This is a genomic window from Collinsella sp. LCP19S3_A6 (assembly GCF_052122015.1).
Taxonomy (GTDB): Bacteria; Actinomycetota; Coriobacteriia; order Coriobacteriales; family Coriobacteriaceae; genus Collinsella.
The window spans coordinates 42,110-58,586 of sequence record NZ_JBQKDD010000008.1 but is presented as its reverse complement, the minus strand read 5'-3'; the positions used below and the strand labels follow the sequence as shown (position 1 = coordinate 58,586).

At 60.6% G+C, this 16,477-nt stretch carries 16 protein-coding genes; 2 read left to right on the top strand and 14 right to left on the bottom strand.

Going from position 1 to position 16,477, the window contains the following annotated elements; translation table 11 throughout:
* Window positions 1–33: 33 nt before the first annotated feature.
* The 13 genes from holA to pyrR all read right to left on the bottom strand — a co-directional run bounded on the left by holA (window position 34) and on the right by pyrR (window position 12,274).
* Window positions 34–996 carry a DNA polymerase III subunit delta gene (gene holA, locus ACTQVX_RS06550; RefSeq protein WP_427747932.1) on the bottom strand — a complete coding sequence of 321 codons (963 nt, stop codon included), beginning with the start codon at window positions 994–996 and terminating at the stop codon, window positions 34–36.
* 78 nt (window positions 997–1,074) lie between these two features.
* The gene (locus tag ACTQVX_RS06545) at window positions 1,075–3,378 is read right to left on the bottom strand and encodes a DNA internalization-related competence protein ComEC/Rec2 (RefSeq protein ID WP_441560614.1); all 2,304 of its coding nucleotides are present in this window, start codon (window positions 3,376–3,378) and stop codon (window positions 1,075–1,077) included.
* Window positions 3,375–4,085 (bottom strand): helix-hairpin-helix domain-containing protein, encoded by a 711-nt coding sequence (locus tag ACTQVX_RS06540; protein WP_441560613.1) that lies wholly within the window; start codon window positions 4,083–4,085, stop codon window positions 3,375–3,377. The genes ACTQVX_RS06545 and ACTQVX_RS06540 overlap by 4 nt, the downstream gene beginning before the upstream one ends.
* Window positions 4,086–4,299: 214 nt before the next feature.
* Entirely contained in the window at window positions 4,300–5,544 is a 1,245-nt protein-coding gene (gene thiI / locus ACTQVX_RS06535; RefSeq protein WP_427794782.1) for a tRNA uracil 4-sulfurtransferase ThiI, read from the bottom strand.
* Window positions 5,545–5,826 (bottom strand): DNA-directed RNA polymerase subunit omega, encoded by a 282-nt coding sequence (locus ACTQVX_RS06530; RefSeq protein WP_370450597.1) that lies wholly within the window; start codon window positions 5,824–5,826, stop codon window positions 5,545–5,547.
* Between the two features lie 5 nt (window positions 5,827–5,831).
* The gene (gene gmk, locus ACTQVX_RS06525) at window positions 5,832–6,401 is read right to left on the bottom strand and encodes a guanylate kinase (protein WP_370450596.1); all 570 of its coding nucleotides are present in this window, start codon (window positions 6,399–6,401) and stop codon (window positions 5,832–5,834) included.
* Window positions 6,402–6,710: an integration host factor, actinobacterial type gene (mihF, locus tag ACTQVX_RS06520; protein ID WP_006236130.1), complete on the bottom strand. Its 309-nt coding sequence runs from the start codon at window positions 6,708–6,710 to the stop codon at window positions 6,402–6,404. It lies immediately after the preceding gene.
* Window positions 6,711–6,950: 240 nt separating this feature from the next.
* Complete coding sequence (gene pyrF / locus ACTQVX_RS06515) at window positions 6,951–7,667, bottom strand: orotidine-5'-phosphate decarboxylase (RefSeq protein WP_441540758.1); 717 nt, start codon at window positions 7,665–7,667, stop codon at window positions 6,951–6,953.
* Entirely contained in the window at window positions 7,661–8,569 is a 909-nt protein-coding gene (locus tag ACTQVX_RS06510) for a dihydroorotate dehydrogenase (RefSeq protein WP_427717595.1), read from the bottom strand. Before ACTQVX_RS06510 ends, pyrF begins: the two co-directional genes overlap by 7 nt.
* A 14-nt stretch (window positions 8,570–8,583) precedes the next feature.
* The gene (locus ACTQVX_RS06505; protein ID WP_441540757.1) at window positions 8,584–9,375 is read right to left on the bottom strand and encodes a dihydroorotate dehydrogenase electron transfer subunit; all 792 of its coding nucleotides are present in this window, start codon (window positions 9,373–9,375) and stop codon (window positions 8,584–8,586) included.
* A gap of 92 nt (window positions 9,376–9,467) precedes the next feature.
* Entirely contained in the window at window positions 9,468–10,757 is a 1,290-nt protein-coding gene (locus ACTQVX_RS06500; RefSeq protein WP_427717534.1) for a dihydroorotase, read from the bottom strand.
* Complete coding sequence (locus ACTQVX_RS06495; RefSeq protein ID WP_035138537.1) at window positions 10,741–11,685, bottom strand: aspartate carbamoyltransferase catalytic subunit; 945 nt, start codon at window positions 11,683–11,685, stop codon at window positions 10,741–10,743. The genes ACTQVX_RS06500 and ACTQVX_RS06495 overlap by 17 nt, the downstream gene beginning before the upstream one ends.
* Before the next feature lie 4 nt (window positions 11,686–11,689).
* A complete protein-coding gene (gene pyrR, locus ACTQVX_RS06490; protein ID WP_138374176.1) occupies window positions 11,690–12,274 on the bottom strand; it encodes a bifunctional pyr operon transcriptional regulator/uracil phosphoribosyltransferase PyrR in 585 nt (194 codons plus the stop codon).
* 450 nt (window positions 12,275–12,724) lie between these two features.
* Here pyrR and rpmB point away from each other — a divergent pair, with 450 nt between their 5' ends.
* A complete protein-coding gene (gene rpmB, locus ACTQVX_RS06485) occupies window positions 12,725–12,913 on the top strand; it encodes a 50S ribosomal protein L28 (protein WP_022094725.1) in 189 nt (62 codons plus the stop codon).
* Between the two features lie 229 nt (window positions 12,914–13,142).
* Here rpmB and ACTQVX_RS06480 read toward each other — a convergent pair whose 3' ends face one another.
* Window positions 13,143–13,586: a hypothetical protein gene (locus ACTQVX_RS06480; RefSeq protein WP_441548254.1), complete on the bottom strand. Its 444-nt coding sequence runs from the start codon at window positions 13,584–13,586 to the stop codon at window positions 13,143–13,145.
* Window positions 13,587–13,818: 232 nt separating this feature from the next.
* Here ACTQVX_RS06480 and adhE point away from each other — a divergent pair, with 232 nt between their 5' ends.
* Complete coding sequence (adhE, locus tag ACTQVX_RS06475; RefSeq protein WP_427795671.1) at window positions 13,819–16,467, top strand: bifunctional acetaldehyde-CoA/alcohol dehydrogenase; 2,649 nt, start codon at window positions 13,819–13,821, stop codon at window positions 16,465–16,467.
* Window positions 16,468–16,477: the final 10 nt, after the last annotated feature.

Sequence of the window (16,477 nt, the reverse complement as noted above, 5' to 3'; positions counted from 1 at the left end):
GATAGAACGAATTTGTCAAATAGACAGGTATCATCACGATTTTCTCAAGATGTTCGTAATCCAGAGCAAAAGCGCGTTCTGAGAATCGGCCGAACCCTTAAGAGCGAGCTCAACATCGACCGCGCCCTCGAGCGCCGCGACGAGCTCCGCCATCGAAAAGCGGCGTGCCCAGGTCAGGTGATTCTTAACCTGCCAGGGTTGAAGCTTGAGCGTCGCGGCAAGCTCGCGACCCTGCCCACGCGCATCGAGCGCCTTGGCGACGATAAGCTCGCGAATGCGTCCGCACAGCAGCGTGTAGGTCCACACATAGCTCTTGGCGGGTAGCAGCCCAAAGAGCTCAAGCGAGCGGCGCATATCACGAGCCGAGACCGCGTTGAGAAAATCCCAGGGCTGAACTTCGGCCGTGCGCACGATCCAGCGTTCCACATCGGCAAGCTCAATTTGCGGCGCATCGACCATCTGGGCAAGCTTGGCCAAGTCGTTATCGAGCATGCGAGTGTTTTCACCCGAACGCGAGACGAGTTCCTCGGCGGCCGCCGTCGAGATCGACTTGCCGTGCTGCGTCGCCATCTGCTGCACGCGGCGCGGTAGCTCCCAGCGCTTGGTGCCGGAGCAATCGATCACGGCCTTCTTGTCGATCTTGGCGATCGCCTTATACAGGCGCGTGTTCTTGGCAAGCGAGTCGGCGATGATGAGACAGACCGTTGTGGGGCTTGGACTCGCTAAATACTCGACAAGCGGCTCCGAGACCGCCTTGGCGAGCTTTGAGCAGCCGTCAAGGATTACCAAGCGAAACTCGCTGCCCATGGGAAAAGTGTTGAGCGATCCGATAATGGACTCGATATCGGGGTCCTTGGTCATGTCTCGCTCGTCGAGGTTGAACTCGACCATACCCGACTTTTCCAGACGTGCTTTCATACGCGAGACGGCGTGGTCGCGCTTGACTCCGTCGGTACCGACGATCAGATATGCCGGCAGCAGACCGGTTTCAGACATCGCGCTCCCCTCCCGCAGGCTCTCCTGTTCGTACCGTGCCATTCTATCCCACGGGTTGGTCCCGCGCCAACGGCAGCATCACGGTCGCTGACATCGCATGGCAAAACCGGCCGCAGTCGGCGAGACGGTAATGTCGCCTCTCTCGATAGTGCATGCGAACGCGCCGCCCGCATCGCTAACGGCATCGATGCAGGCATCGGATGGATGGCCGTAGCGGTTGCCCTCGCCCGCGCTCGCAATAGAGAGCTCGGGCTTAAGGGTTTCCAGCAGGTCTGTATCGACAGAATCTTTTGAGCCGTGATGCCCCAGCTTGAGCACATCGATATCACCCACCTCCTGTACAAACTCGCGCTCCTGATCGAGCTCGGCATCACCAGTGAGGAGCATACGCAGGCTTTTGCCTTCCTGAGCATAGGAGAGCAGCAAGACAAGCGAGTCCTCATTGCCCTCACCGTCAACCGTATCAAACGGCCACATCACACGAGCCCGAAATGCGCCGATATCGACTGTGTCTCCGCGAGCCACCTGCCGATACGTGACACTTGGGCGATTCAGGACCTCAGCAGGCGCGCTGCCCAGCGCATCCGCCGCAACCGCAATGGTTCCCACCGAAAACCGATCGAGTACGTCGGGAAGACCGCCCCAATGGTCTTCATCCCAATGCGTCACGAAGACGGCGTCGATATGGTGGACGTTATTGCGAACCAACGCCGACACCACGCGCGCGTCGAGCCCACAGTCGACGAGCGCCACGGCGCCACCTTGACGAACCAGAATCGCATCGGCCTGGCCAACATCAAGGACTGTCACCGAAGGCGGCGCACATCGATCCCAATAGACATACGGAACGCCCGCCGCAAGCATCAAACACAGCAGCCCCACTGCCATGGGCCGCGCGCTGGGGCGTGGCCACAAGACCAAGAGGACCACCAGCGAAAAAGGAACCACGTATACCAAGGGCGTATCGGGCGGCACGCTTACGGATGCGCCCGGAACGGCAGCAAAGAGCTGCTCAAAGAACAGGGCACAGCGAGCGATAGCCATGGGCACCACAAGCGCCCCGTGACGCAAGAGCGGCACAAGCGAGCAAGGCACCAGCACAACCGAAGATGCGAGCAGCACGCTTATCACCGGACCGATCACGGCATTTGCAAGCGGAGCAATGAGCGAAAACATCCCAAATGCGGGAATGGTTACGGGAAGTGTCGCGATCTGCGAGCACAGCGTGACGGACAAAATACTGGCAACCCCCGATGGCACGCCCAGCTCGCCCAAGGCGTAGGTAGCGTAGGGGCAAAAACAAAGGATGGCAAAAACACTGGCGCACGATAGCTGAAAACCCATCTCGAACAATACTGTCGGCCGCAGCAACATAAAGATTGTCATGGTCAAAAATAGAGCCGAAAGGCCATGCCGACGACGTCCGGCGCCGTTGACGATAAGCGTCACCGCCACCATACAGCACGCGCGCACGGCCGAGGGCGAAGCGCCCGTAAAGACGGCATAGGCAGCGAGGGCCAGCACCAACAGCCCTCTCTGCAGCCCACGAGAGAGGCGAGTCTTTTGCAGGGCGCTCTCAATCACAAACCCAACGATGGCAAGATGGCTGCCCGAGACGGCGATAAGATGTGCGGTGCCCGTTACCGAAAACAAATCGCCCGCCGGCTGGGCACGCAGCTCGGAGGAGCGTCCGCAGACAACGCCGGCAATGAGCGAACGCGCCGGATCGGTCTCGGGCGCGATAACGGCAAGGAGCTCGTTTCGCAGCCAGGGCAACGGCCCCGGAAAGCCTTCGCCAACCGATACCAACCGGATGACCTTAACTTTTCGAAGCTCACCCCGAAGCACGCGTGAGCGCCCATACGCATCATTCTCAAAACGCGACATTCGACCGACAACATGCACACGCGAACCGGCGCTGAGCTCACGATCACACGACAGCCGTATCTCGCCCAAGCGCTTTTCGCCCGCATATGAATCACAGGTATAGGAGTACGTCCCGTCATTGATGGATGGGTCACCCTGTACAACAAACTCGAGACTGCTCGCAGCTCGATTATCCAGTGCCGTCGAAGCACGCAGCGCCCCTATCGCCCAACCCGCGGACACGACCGCTCCCGCCAGGAGGCCGAGGGACGCGGCATACAGCCATCGCCTCCACCTCACAAGACGCATACAAAACCGAGCCAATACGATGCACGCGGCAGCCGCAACGGGAATGGCCATAAGCAATGTGACGGGCGCTGCCCGCTCTCCCAGCAGCAAATCGGCTGCCACGTTAAGCACCAGGCCGCAGCTCGCACACAAGCCAGAACAAAGGGCCATCGTCCACGGCATCAGGGGCCGCGGCGGCATCACATGCTCGCACTCGGACACACTCATACGCAGATGCAATCTTTAATTTTGGCGAGCTTTTTCTCACCGATCCCCGATACGCGCATGAGGTCATCGACCGAGGCAAAGGCCCCGTTTTGAGTCCGCTCATCGATAATCGACTGGGCCGTAGAAGGCCCGATGCCCGAAAGCGTCTGCAGTTCCGCCGCACTTGCCGTATTGATATTCACAAGCCCCGACGAAGACCCCGCACCAACAGTCATGGCAGCACCGCTATCGACCCCGCCGACCGCCGCAGCCGCTTGTTGCTCCCCCACCATCGGAACATAGATTTTTTGACCATCTGTGATCTTGGACGCACGATTAAGCCCTGTCACATCCGCCTCAGCCGTAAGCCCTCCGGCGGCATCGATCGCTTGGGACACCCGCGCTCCGTCTTTGAGCCGGTACACGCCAGGCCTCGCAACGGCGCCATCGACATCGACGTACACCTCAGCAGCAGAAGAACTCTTGGCAGACGACTCATCGGCATCACCAGGTAACCCATCCCCGGCTCCGCGCACATCCGAGGCGCCCGCCTCATCACCACGCTCAAACGACACGCCGCTGGAGCGGCTACCAAAACTTGCCATCGCCAAGCCGCTCGCGGCGGCAATGACAATCAGAATCGCCACGACCATCGCCTTATGGCCGAGCAGCTTTTCTGCCCAGCGGTCCATCCGTTTAACCCGTTCGTGTTGCTCGCGTTGCGCCATAGCAAACACCTCCCAACACCATCGTGTCAGGAAACGAGCGCCGTAGCCTCCGCACGCCCACACCGGTTATCGAAGTCAAACCAAAAGCTGACCCAAACCTTGCAGGATAGTGTCCATTTATTCAGATACACGTCGACAAATGAACCGTTTATCGCCTAATGCCCAGATAGATTGAGACCGACGATGCAAATGCACCGCCGGTCTATACACAACATTATTCGTGATCTTGGTAAATCTCACGTGGAGCAAGCTGAGGATGTTTACGTTTTAAGGTCTTAGGGGCCTTGTACGTGTTGCTCTCGAAGTCGATGTACTCGGTCTGTTTGAGCAAGCGCTCAATCATCTCCTCGTGATCGAACAGCTCCCACGCCTCATGCACGGCATCGAGTTTTGCGTGCGTCTCGGGGCGGCGCGGCATAAAGAGCGTACAGCAATCGGGAGCAGCCTCGGTCGAGATATCGAAGGTACCGATTTCCTCGGCACGCGCGATGATCTCCTGCTTGTCCGAACCGATCAGCGGGCGGAACACGGGGATCTTGACGGCCTCGTTGACGGCCATAATGTTCTCGAGCGTCTGGGAGGCAACCTGACCGAGCGATTCACCGGTCACGATAGCCTTGGCGCCCTCGATATGCGCAATGCGCTCGGCAACCGAATACATAATGCGGCGATACATGATCACGCGCAGGTTGCTGGGGCAGGTGACGGAAATCTCACGCTGGCAATCGCCAAACGGCACCACGTACAGGCGGCCAATCTGGACGCCCGGCGCAAGCGCACGGATAATGTCCTGCACCAAATACTCGCTCGTATCGGGTGTCTGCGGACGACCGGAGAAATGTACCGGCACGCACACCGCGCCGCGACGCGCGAGCATCCAGGTCGCCACCGGAGAATCGATGCCCGACGACAGGAGCGTCACAACCTTGCCGGCGGAACCCACCGGCAGACCGCCCACGCCGCGCTCGGAGCGCGCATACACGTAAACGCTACCCTGGACCACCAGTACGTGCACCATCGCGTCGGGGTCGTGCATCTGGACCTTTTTATCGGGGAAGGCCTCGCACAGTACCTCGCCAACCTGACGATTGATATCAATCGAGGTGAGCTCGTAGTCGGTGTTAGAGCGTTTGGCATGCACCTTAAACGAATCAAAAGGACCAAACTCGCGCAGCGCCTTCACGGCGGCGGCGCAGTACTCCTGCGGGTCGCGGTTGGTGTGATATGCCAGGGACACGCGGGCAACGCCGGGGACGGTGCGAATGACACGCGCCGCCTCGTCGGCCTGATGCTCGTTAAAGGTCACGAGGATATAACCGGAAATTCGAGACACGGCATTCACGGAAAAGGCGGCCAAGGCCGCCTTGATGTTATCCATGAGGATATGCTCAAAATGTGCGCGGTTCTTGCCCTTCAGTCCAACCTCGTGATAGTGGACCAGGCAGACGCGAGCTGCCATTTAGGCTTCAGCAACCTTGTGGCCGAGCGCCTTCTTGTAACGAGCCTCGTCGTAGGAGATATCGCCGTCGACAATCTCGTCCATAGCCATCGAGATGGTATCGGCGCCGGAGAGGCCAATGGTAATGTCATCGACATCCTGAACGGCAAGCACGCGGTTGTGCTGGCCGCGCAGCATGCTGTTAATGTCGCAGGCGCGCTTGGAGGCAAGCGAGGCGAGCAGGAAGCGGTTGTGATCGGTCTTCTCCAGAAGATCGTCAATACAAGGCTTTACAACGGACACGGACCTCAGATCCTTTCATGCATATCGAGAACGCGAACGAGCTCATCGGTCGCGCGGTCGAGATCGTCATTCACCACGACGTCGTCGTAGCGGTCGGCAAGGGCAAGTTCATCGGCGGCGTTTGCCATGCGCAGCTCGATCGTCTCGGGCGTCTCGGTACCGCGACCGACCAGGCGATCGCGTAACACCTCAAGCGAAGGCGGCTTGATAAAGATCAACACGGCCTCGGGGAAACGCTCCTTGACCTGCAGGGCACCCTGGACGTCAATCTCCAAGATCAGAGACGAGCCAGAGGCGAGCTTGGATGCGACCTCGCTCACCAACGTGCCGTAGCAGTTACCGTGGACCTCGGCCCACTCAACAAACTCACCGTTTGCCACGCGGCGGTCGAACTCCTCGCGCGTCAGGAAAAAGTAGTTGACGCCGTCGACCTCACCTTTACGTGGCGCTCGCGTGGTAGCCGAAACCGTCAGGCCCAGGTTCGAGCGGCGCTCGCGCACACGAGTGACGAGCGTGCCCTTGCCTGCACCTGACGGTCCAGAAATCACAAAGAGCTTTGAATCCTGAGCGCTCACTTATTTGGTCAGCTGCTCGAGGAGCTGCTCGCGCTGACGGACGCCGAGGCCCTGGACGCGACGGGTAGCGGAGATGCCGAGCTCCTCCATGATCTTGGCGGCCTTGGCCTTGCCATAACCGGGCAGAGACTCGATGAGGGTGGAAACCTTCATGCGGGAAGCGATGGGGTCATCGGAGTTGAGCACGGACTCGAGAGACTTCTCGCCCTTCTTGATCTGCTCGCGAAGCTCAGCGCGGGCGTGACGTGCGGCGGCAGCCTTCTCAAGAGCCTGCTTACGCTGCTCGTCGGTAAGCTGAGGGAGTGCCATTCGAACCTCCAAATAGTTGGGTTATATCTGATGCAATAATTGGCATTTTAGCACGTCAAACGCACTAAATGCCCAATCGACGGCTCCATAGGTTAGACGATACCTGCGAAAAGTGCAATATACGGAGGTCAAAGTTGAGCCCCTGACCTGCGATTCCACACAAAGGATGGGAAAGTTTTCGCAGGCACAAGGGCTAATTTGTGCTAATAAGACCCAAAAGTGGTGACTTGAGGGAATCTTTTACGCGACGTTTTCGACCAGCTCGGCGACGATGGCGTCAAAGGCCGCAACCGGATCGTCGGAGCCGGTAATAGGACGGCCCACCACGATGTGGCTCGCACCGCGCTCGATAGCCTGGGAAGGTGTCGCCACACGGGATTGATCGCCCAGGGCGGCACCCACCGGACGCACACCCGGAGTCACGATCAGCGCGGCGGGGCCGAGCAGCTCACGCATGTCGTGAGCCTCCATAGGCGAGCACACGATACCGTCGATGCCGTTGGCCTGAGCGAGCTTTGCCAGGCGAGCGGCCTCCTCGGCCACGGGCGACTCGACGCCGATCTCCGCCAGCGCGTCCTGATTCATGCTCGTAAGTACGGTGATGGCGACGAGCTTGGCGCGGTCCTCGCGCGCCTCCTCGGCACCCTCGCGGCAGGCAGCGAGCATGGCGCCCGAACCCAAGCCGTGGACCGAGAGCAGGTCGGCACCGGCAAGCGAGGCCGAGCGAGCGGCACCGCGCACCTGATGCGGAATGTCATGGAACTTGAGGTCGAGGAAGACCTTAAAGCCCAAATCCTTGAACGTCTTGACGATCTCGGGACCCTCGGCGTAATAGAGCGTCATGCCCACCTTGAGCCAGGCGGCATGGCCCGAAAGCTCGTGGGCGAGCTCGAGTGCGCGCTCACGGTCGCAGTCGAGGGCGACGATAACACGGTCGCGGGCATCGGTCTCTAGCATTCGAACGCACCTACCAGCTCGTTGATGTCCTTTACGCCCTGGGACTCCGCCCAGGCCTCGAGCTCGTGCGCGATCTTAAGCGAAGCACACGGGTCGACGAAGTTGGCCATGCCGACCGACACGCAGGTGGCGCCGGCCAGGATAAACTCGGCCGCATCCTCGCCGGTCATGACACCGCCGACACCGTTGATGGGGATATCGACGGCCTGGGCGACCTCCCAGACCATGCGCACGGCGATGTGGTGGCACAGCGGGCCCGAAAGGCCGCCCTTGGGCTTGGCCACACGGGACTTGCGGGTGTGCACGTCAATGGCCATGCCCTGGATGGAGTTGATGACCGAAAGGCCGTCGGCGCCGGCAGCCTCGAGGGCGCGGGCGATCTCGGCGACGTTGACCGGAGCCATCTTAACGAACAGCGGCTTATCGGTCACCTTGCGGCAGGCAGCCATAACGGAAGAGGCGCCCTCGGGCGTGGAGCCCATGGCGGCACCGCCGGCGGCAATGTTGGGGCAGCTCACGTTGATCTCATAGCCGGCAGCCCAGGGGCACAGCTCGACATACATCTCGAGCGCGCGCACGAACTCATCAACGGAGTGACCGGCAACTTGGCAGATGACCTGGCAACCGTCCTTGGAGAGCTGCTCGAGCCACGGACCGGACTCGCGGGCGAAAGCGGCCACACCGGGGTTCTGCAGGCCCACGGAATTGATCATGCCGCCGGGGATCTCGGCCATGCGGGGTGCGGGATTGCCGGGCCAGGGCTCGGCAGCGCAACCCTTGGTGGTGATGGCACCCAGCTGGGAGACATCAAAGAAGTTCTGGAACTGCCAACCGTAGCCAAAGGTACCGGCTGCGGTGTTGATGGGGTTCTGCATCTTGACACCGCCGAAATCGACGGACATGTTCACGGTACCCACTAGAAGACCACCACCTTGGAAGCATCAAACACGGGGCCGCACATGCAGGCGCCCTTCATACCGTCGACCGTCTCGACATTGCAGGTGTTGCAGGCACCAAAGCCGCAGCTCATCATGCGCTCGAGCGACACCTCGCAGTACGCGCCGGCCTCGGCGGCAGCGGCGGCGACTTTCTTCATCATAACGGCGGGACCACAGCTGGCGACGTAGTCGTAACCGCCCTTGCCGAGCAGCTCAGCGGCAGGATCGGTGCATAAGCCGTGCGTACCCAACGAGCCGTCGTCGGTGCACACGTTGACCGTGGCTCCCAGCGCGCGGAACTCATCGACGCCCACGACCTTGGACGCGGTGCCAAAACCCAGGCACACGTCAACGGCCACGCCCTGCTCGGCAAGCATGCCAGCGAGGCACAGCACGGGCGGAACACCGATGCCGCCCGCCACGAGCAGCGCCTTCCTGGTGCCCTCGGGTACCAGCCAGCCGCGGCCGCCAGGGCCCAACAGGTTGGACTTGGAGCCGGGGCCCATCTGCGACAGACGACGGGTGTCGTCGCCCACGACGGCGTACCACAGCTCGACGGTACCGGCCTCGGCGTCAGAGCGATAGAAGCTCAAGGGCACGCGAAGCAGCGAAGAGGCATCGCCGGGCACGGCGATGTTCACAAACTGACCGGGCTTGAGCGCACTTGCAAGCTTGGGGGCCGAAATAACGAGCGAGAAGATGCCGTCGGCGATCTCCTGGTTCGAGACGACCTCGAAGTCGTGCACGCGTGCAGTGGAAGGTGTGGGCATAGACGCTCCAATCCCCCATGCAGTTGCATGGACCAAACGAACAGAAAGCGCGGCACCGCAAGGGCACCGCGCGCAAAAGCGATAAGGCTATGCTAGCAGATGCAGCCGTCGGCAAGCGTCTGTTTACCGCCGACAAACACATCGGTGGCACGACCGGTGAGCGTGCGGCCGGCAAAACCGGAGTTCTCGGCGCGCGACTCGTAACCGTCCTCGCCGACCGTCCAGGTGACAGACGCGTCGAAGACGGTCAGGTCGGCAACAGAGCCCGCCTTGACCTGAACCTGGTCGAGGCCCAGGATCTCACGCGGCTTAATAGCCATGAGCTCGACCATGCGGCCCATACCCATCTTGCCCGTGTTGACCAGCTCGGTGAGCACGAGCGACAGCGAGGTCTCGAGGCCGATCATGCCAAAGGGCGCGAGCTCGAACTCACGGGCTTTCTCCCACGGCGTGTGGGGAGCGTGATCGGTGACGATGACGTCGACGGTGCCGTCGATGACACCCTGGCGGATGGCCTCGGCATCCTCGTCGGTACGCAGCGGCGGGTTAACCTTGAGCGAGGTGTTGTAGGTCTCGTCCAGGTCGTTCTCGGTCAGGAACATGTGATGCGGGGTGGCCTCGCAGGTAACCTGAACGCCAGCGGCCTTGCCGGCACGCACGAGCTCCAGGCCATGGGCGGTGGAGATGTGCTGGATGTGCAGCTTGGCACCGGTCAGTTTTGCGATCTCGATGTCGCGGGCGATCTGGAGCTCCTCGCCGGCAGCCGGCCAGCCCTCGAGGGCCAGACGAGTCGAAACCTTGCCCTCGTTGATCTGGCCGTGGCCGACCAGGTCCTCGTCCTGGCAATGGCTCATGAAGACCTTGCCGAACATCTTGCCGTAATCCATGCAGCGACGGAGCATGCCTGCACCCTGCACGCCGCGACCGTCGTCGGTGAAGGCGACGGCGCCGTGGGCGACCATATCGCCCATCTCGGACATAGCCTCGCCCTTAAGACCGCGGGTCATGGCGCCAGAAGGATAGACGCGGCAGTGGCCGACCTCGGCAGCGCGGGACTTGATGAACTCAACAACGGTACCGTTATCGGTAACGGGGTCGGTGTTGGGCATGGCGCACACGCCAGTGAAGCCGCCCTTGGCAGCTGCGCGGGTGCCGCTCTCGATGTCCTCTTTGACCTCGTAGCCGGGCTCGCGCAGGTGGACGTGCATGTCCACCAGGCCAGGGACAAGGTACTTACCGGAAAGGTCGCGGACCTCGGCTCCCTCGGCGGCGAGGTTCTCGCCGACCTCGGCGATCTTGTCGCCGTCGATCAGGACGTCAACGACACCGTCAAGCTCGACGGACGGATCGACGACGTGGGCATTCTTAAGAAGCAAGGCCATTATCGGCACCTCCAAGCAGCAGATACAGGATAGCCATACGCACGCAGATACCGGCGTAGACCTGCTCCAGGATGACGGAGCGTTGCGGGTGGTCGGCCATATAGGAGTCGAACTCGACGCCGCGGTTGATGGGGCCCGGGTGGCAAATGATCGCGTCGGGCTTCATGAGCTTCTCACGGTCCTTGGTCAGGCCGAAAAGCTTGTGGTACTCGCGAATGGTCGGGAACGGGGCACCCTCGAGGCGCTCCTGCTGTACGCGCAGCATGTAGACGACGTCCAGCTCGGGCAGGACGGAATCGAGGTCGCTCGTCACGTGGTCGCAGCCCAGAACCTCGGGCGCCGGCGGCAGCAGCGTGCCGGGGGCGACGGCGTAGGTCTCGCAGCCCATGATCTTCAACGCGGGGATCAGCGAGCCGCAAACGCGGGAGTGGGCGATGTCGCCGACGACGGCGACTTTCAGACCGTGGAAGTCACCCTTGTGCTCCCAGATGGTGTACAGGTCGAGCAGAGCCTGCGTGGGGTGGTTGTGCTTACCGTCACCGGCGCAGATAACACTCGCAGGCGAATTCTGCGTGACGATGTAGGGGGCACCGGCATGTTTGTCGCGCACGACGATGCAGTCGATCTTGTAGGCGTTGAGCGTCTCGACGGTATCGACGAGGCTCTCGCCCTTGACCGTGGAGGTCGAGGAGCCGCCAAAGTTGAGGCTGTCGGCCGAAAGACGCTTCTCGGCGAGCTCGAAGGAGCTGCGGGTACGCGTCGAGGGCTCGTTGAACATATTGACGATGGTCTTGCCCTTGAGCGTGGGGACCTTCTTGATGGCACGCTCGTTGACCTCGGAGAACGCCTTGGCGGTCTCGAGGATGAGCTTGATGTCCTCTTCGGAGTACTCGGTAATGTCGATCAGGTGCTTATGATTGAACGCCACGGTACTACTCACCTCCCAGCGGCGCGGAGCCCACGTGGGAACCCGGCGCGACGTCGTTGATCTCGACAGCGGTACGGCCGTCGACTTCCTTCATATATAGGTGCACGTTCTCCTCGTGCGACGAGGGAACGTTCTTGCCGACAAAGTCCGGCGAGATAGGGAGCTCACGGTGACCGCGGTCAACGAGAACTGCCAGCTCGATGCGGCTCGGACGGCCCAGGTCCATAACGGCGTCCAGAGCGGCGCGGATGGTGCGGCCCGTGTACAGGATGTCGTCCACCAAAACGACGCGCTTGCCGTCGACGCTGAAGGGAATGTTGGTAGCGTGGATCGCGGGAGCGAAGTTAGTCGCATAGTCATCGCGATAGAAGCTGATGTCCAGACTGCCGAGCGGAACGTCAACACCCTCGATCTCCTTGATCGCCTCGGCGAGCTTCTTTGCCAGAAGGTCGCCGCGCGTGACGATGCCGACCAGAGCGAGGTCTTCACAGCCCTCGTTGCGCTCGAGAATCTCGTGCGCGATGCGGGTCATCGCTCGGTTGACGGCGGTCTCGTCCATGATGACCGCCTTGGGGGAAGTCGTGCCCATCGATCTCCTTCCTCACATGTCTTGACTGCTGATACAGTCAAAAAAATAGATGCCCGACCGCTCAAAGCGGACCAGACACCCACAGGAAGGACTGCTCTATGGCAGCAATATAAATCCATGTGGGTATCTCGTACCCCTTTAATGGTCAAGGGATAGTGTAGCCAACCCCGAGCTTAATTGCGAGCATTAATACGAAGCAATCCGCAAACGGACTCAACGCTCCATAAACCTATATATATTTGCGGGACAAGCTTGAAAACGTCGATGCGAGCTGGCATAATCCCCTCTGCTACACGCAAATCGGATCTACGTCCAGGGCCGTAGCGTGGGCACTATCGCCATAAGAGAAATATCTCTGTGTAGATTACGCACAGGGAGCTGCTTCTGTGCTATAGTTCAGGCTTGTTTGTTAACGCGACATGTTCGTTTGTCGCCCAAGGAGGGTCAGTTATGTCCAAAGTTTGCGAAGTTTGCGGTAAGCACCCCGTTGCCGGTCGCTCCATCAGCCACTCTCACCGCGTCACCAACCGTAAGTTCCGCCCCAACATCCAGCGTGTCTACGTCGTCGTCGATGGTCACCGTCGCAAGATGAACGTTTGCTCCACCTGCCTTAAGTCTGGCAAGGTTGCGCGCTCCTAAATAAGGTCTTACCAACAAGTACCTCGGACTCTCCGGGTCAAAGACCTCGCGTTCACATAGAACTTACCAAAGGCGTCCTCTCTTGTGGAGGGCGCCTTTTTGCACTCATTGGGGACAGACTTACATGGGTGTTTTCGCTCATTGGGGACAGACTTACATGGGTGTTTTCACTCATTGGGGACAGACATGATGCATGTCTGCGGCGCCCCGACTAGCTCCGGCCCCTGCCTCACGCAGCTTCCTTCCAGCCCGCGGTGGCCTTGGTCACACTTGTAGCGCCGATACCGGTGATACGGGCAATTTGCTTGACCGTGAGATGTGCCTGCCGGAGCCTCAGCAGGCAGGCATCGCGTTCGGGGCGTGGCAGGGCCTTAAGCAGCGTAGGATCTATGCTCGGCAGGACTTCGCGCGCAACGGAAAGGGCCTCCTCATCGGGGATCCGACGGCGTGGAAGAACCTCCACCGACCAGATGCGCCCGGCAGCTTCCTTGAGATGTTCGCAATAGCAACGGGAGCCTCCGACAATATCGAGCATAGGGGCCGCGTCACAAATGTCAAAGGGATCGTAGCCCAGCTGATATGCCTTGAAGCTTGACCATCGGTACGCCTCGAGTGAGTCGAGCGCACCTTTCACAGGATTGAGATGGATATAATCGAGCAGCTGCACCGCCATAACAGGTCCAGAACAGCGAAATGGCAAAACGATGTCTGTCCCAAATGAATGAAAGCACTCATATAAGTCTGTCCCCAATGAGCGGGCCGATGCCAGGCTGATATTTTAATTAAAACGCTTCAGTAGATTGAAGCGTTTTAGTGTGCCTTTTACGGGAATCTTACCGTTCGCCGAATAATTTCTTGCTATCATGCAACACGTAGGGTAAATCTCCGATCGCAAGGAGACACAAATGGTGAAAAAGTCACCGGAAAACACTACTCCCGCAATTGTGGACAACGTAGAGGCGCTTGAGGCTAAGCTCGCTCAGATGCGAGAGGCCCAGGCGCTTTTTGCTACGTACACGCAGGAGCAGGTCGACAAGATCTTCTACGAGGCCGCCATGGCCGCCAACAAGGCTCGTATCCCGCTGGCGAAGATGGCCATCGAGGAGACCGGTCGCGGCGTTCTTGAGGACAAGGTCATCAAGAACCACTACGCCGCAGAGTACATCTACAACGCTTACAAGAACACCAAGACCTGTGGTGTCATTGAGCGCGACGAGGCCTACGGCATCACCAAGATCGCTGAGCCCATCGGCATCGTGGGCGCCGTCATCCCGACGACCAACCCCACCTCCACCGCGATCTTCAAGACGCTGATCAGCCTGAAGACCCGCAACGCCATCATCATCTCCCCGCACCCGGCTGCCGCCAAGTGCACCATCGCCGCCGCCAAGCTCGTGCTTGACGCCGCCGTCAAGGCCGGCGCCCCCGAGGGCATCATCGGCTGGGTCGATGTCCCCTCCATCGAGCTGACCAACATGGTCATGCGCGATGTCGACATCATCCTCGCCACAGGTGGCCCGGGCATGGTCAAGGCCGCCTACTCCTCGGGCAAGCCCGCCCTGGGCGTTGGCGCCGGTAACACCCCGGTCGTCATCGACGACACCGCCGACGTGCTGCTCGCCGTCAACTCCATCATCCACTCCAAGACCTTCGACAACGGCATGATCTGCGCTTCCGAGCAGTCCGTGACCGTCATCGACACCATCTATGACCAGGTTAAGGCCGAATTCCAGAAGCGCGGCTGCTACTTCGTCAAGCAGGGTGCCGAGATGGAGGCCCTGCGCGGCGCCATGTTCAAGAACGGCGCTCTCGATCACCGCATCCCCGGCATGGCTGCCGCCAAGATCGCCGAACTCGCCGGTATCGAGGTTCCCGCCAAGACCAAGATCCTGATCGCCGAGGTCACCTCCACCGACCCCGCCAAGGAGGAGTTCTCCCACGAGAAGCTCTCCCCTGTCCTGGCCATGTATCACGCCAAGGACTTCCAGGAGGCCGTCGACAAGGCCGAGCACCTGGTACTCGCCGGTGGCCCGGGCCACACCGCCTCTCTGTACGTGCATCCCGCCCAGGCCGATAAGATCAGCCTGTTCGAGCATGTCATGAAGGCCTGCCGTATCGTCATCAACACCCCGTCCTCGCACGGCGGCATCGGTGACCTGTACAACTTTGGCATGAAGCCGTCTCTGACCCTGGGCTGCGGCTCCTGGGGCGGCAACTCCGTCTCCGAGAACGTTGGGGTGAAGCACTTGATCAACGTTAAGACTGTGGCCGAGCGCCGTGAAAACATGCTGTGGTTCCGCGCTCCCGAGAAGGTCTACTTCAAGAAGGGTTCCACGCCCGTCGCTCTCGACGAGCTGGGCAGCGTCATGGGCAAGAAGCGCGCCTTTATCGTCACCGACCAGTTCCTCTTCAAGAATGGCAACACCCGCGCCATCGAGGCCAAGCTCGACGAGATGGGCATCGCCCACGACTGCTTCTACGACGTCGAGCCCGATCCGTCGCTGCAGTGCGCACGTCGCGGCGCCAAGCAGATGGCTCTCTTTGAGCCGGACGTCATCATCGCCGTCGGCGGCGGCTCCGCTATGGACGCCGGCAAGATCATGTGGATGATGTACGAGCACCCCGAGTGCAAGTTTGAGGACATGGCCATGGACTTCATGGACATCCGCAAGCGTATCTTCACCTTCCCCGAGATGGGCAAGAAGGCCTACTTCGTCGCCGTCCCGACCTCTTCGGGCACCGGTTCCGAGTGCACGCCGTTCGCCATCATCACCGACAAGGAGACCGGCATCAAGTGGCCGCTCGCCGACTACGCACTGCTCCCCAACATGGCTATCGTTGACGCCGACAACTGCATGACCGCCCCGCGCGGCCTGACCGCCGCCTCCGGCATCGACGTCATGACCCACGCCATCGAGTCCTATGTCTCCATCATGGCCTCCGACTACACCAAGGGCCTCTCCGAGCGCGCTGCCAAGCTCGTCTTCGAGAACCTGCCCTCCAGCTTCGAAAACGGCGCCAAGGACCCGCATGCCCGCGAGGAGATGCACAACGCCTCCTGCATGGCCGGTATGGCCTTCGCCAACGCCTTCCTGGGCCTCAACCACTCCATGGCCCACAAGCTCGGTGCCTTCCATCACCTGCCCCACGGCATCGCCAACGCCATCATCCTGACTCGCGTCATGCGCTACAACGCCGCCGAGGCCCCCGTCAAGATGGGCACGTTCTCCCAGTATCCTTACCCCAACGCGCTGCACAACTACGCCGAGATGGCCAAGTACTGCGGCATCGAGGGCAAGGACGACAAGGAGGTCTTCGAGAACTTCATCACGAAGCTCGAGGAGCTCAAGGACTTCATCGGTGTCAAGAAGACCATCGCCGACTACGGTGTTGACGAGCAGTACTTCCTCGACACCCTCGACGAGATGACCGAGCAGGCATTCAACGACCAGTGCACCGGCGCTAACCCGCGCTACCCGCTCATGAGCGAGATCAAGGAGCTCTACCTGGACGCCTACTATGGCCGCGAGCCCCAGGACTACGCCGTCTGCTAGTTTTTAGCAC

Bases quoted from the DNA above. Each gene is read 5' to 3' on its own strand.
- ACTQVX_RS06505 (WP_441540757.1), bottom strand. From the start codon at position 9,375: ATGCCCACACCTTCCACTGCACGCGTGCACGACTTCGAGGTCGTCTCG.
- thiI (WP_427794782.1), bottom strand. From the start codon at position 5,544: ATGGCAGCTCGCGTCTGCCTGGTCCACTATCACGAGGTTGGACTGAAG.
- holA (WP_427747932.1), bottom strand. From the start codon at position 996: ATGTCTGAAACCGGTCTGCTGCCGGCATATCTGATCGTCGGTACCGAC.
- ACTQVX_RS06540 (WP_441560613.1), bottom strand. From the start codon at position 4,085: ATGGCGCAACGCGAGCAACACGAACGGGTTAAACGGATGGACCGCTGG.
- rpmB (WP_022094725.1), top strand. From the start codon at position 12,725: ATGTCCAAAGTTTGCGAAGTTTGCGGTAAGCACCCCGTTGCCGGTCGC.
- mihF (WP_006236130.1), bottom strand. From the start codon at position 6,710: ATGGCACTCCCTCAGCTTACCGACGAGCAGCGTAAGCAGGCTCTTGAG.
- ACTQVX_RS06510 (WP_427717595.1), bottom strand. From the start codon at position 8,569: ATGTCCGTCGATTTCGGCGGTGTCAAGATGCAGAACCCCATCAACACC.
- ACTQVX_RS06500 (WP_427717534.1), bottom strand. From the start codon at position 10,757: ATGGCCTTGCTTCTTAAGAATGCCCACGTCGTCGATCCGTCCGTCGAG.
- pyrF (WP_441540758.1), bottom strand. From the start codon at position 7,667: ATGCTAGAGACCGATGCCCGCGACCGTGTTATCGTCGCCCTCGACTGC.
- adhE (WP_427795671.1), top strand. From the start codon at position 13,819: ATGGTGAAAAAGTCACCGGAAAACACTACTCCCGCAATTGTGGACAAC.
- ACTQVX_RS06480 (WP_441548254.1), bottom strand. From the start codon at position 13,586: ATGGCGGTGCAGCTGCTCGATTATATCCATCTCAATCCTGTGAAAGGT.
- pyrR (WP_138374176.1), bottom strand. From the start codon at position 12,274: ATGGGCACGACTTCCCCCAAGGCGGTCATCATGGACGAGACCGCCGTC.
- ACTQVX_RS06545 (WP_441560614.1), bottom strand. From the start codon at position 3,378: ATGAGTGTGTCCGAGTGCGAGCATGTGATGCCGCCGCGGCCCCTGATG.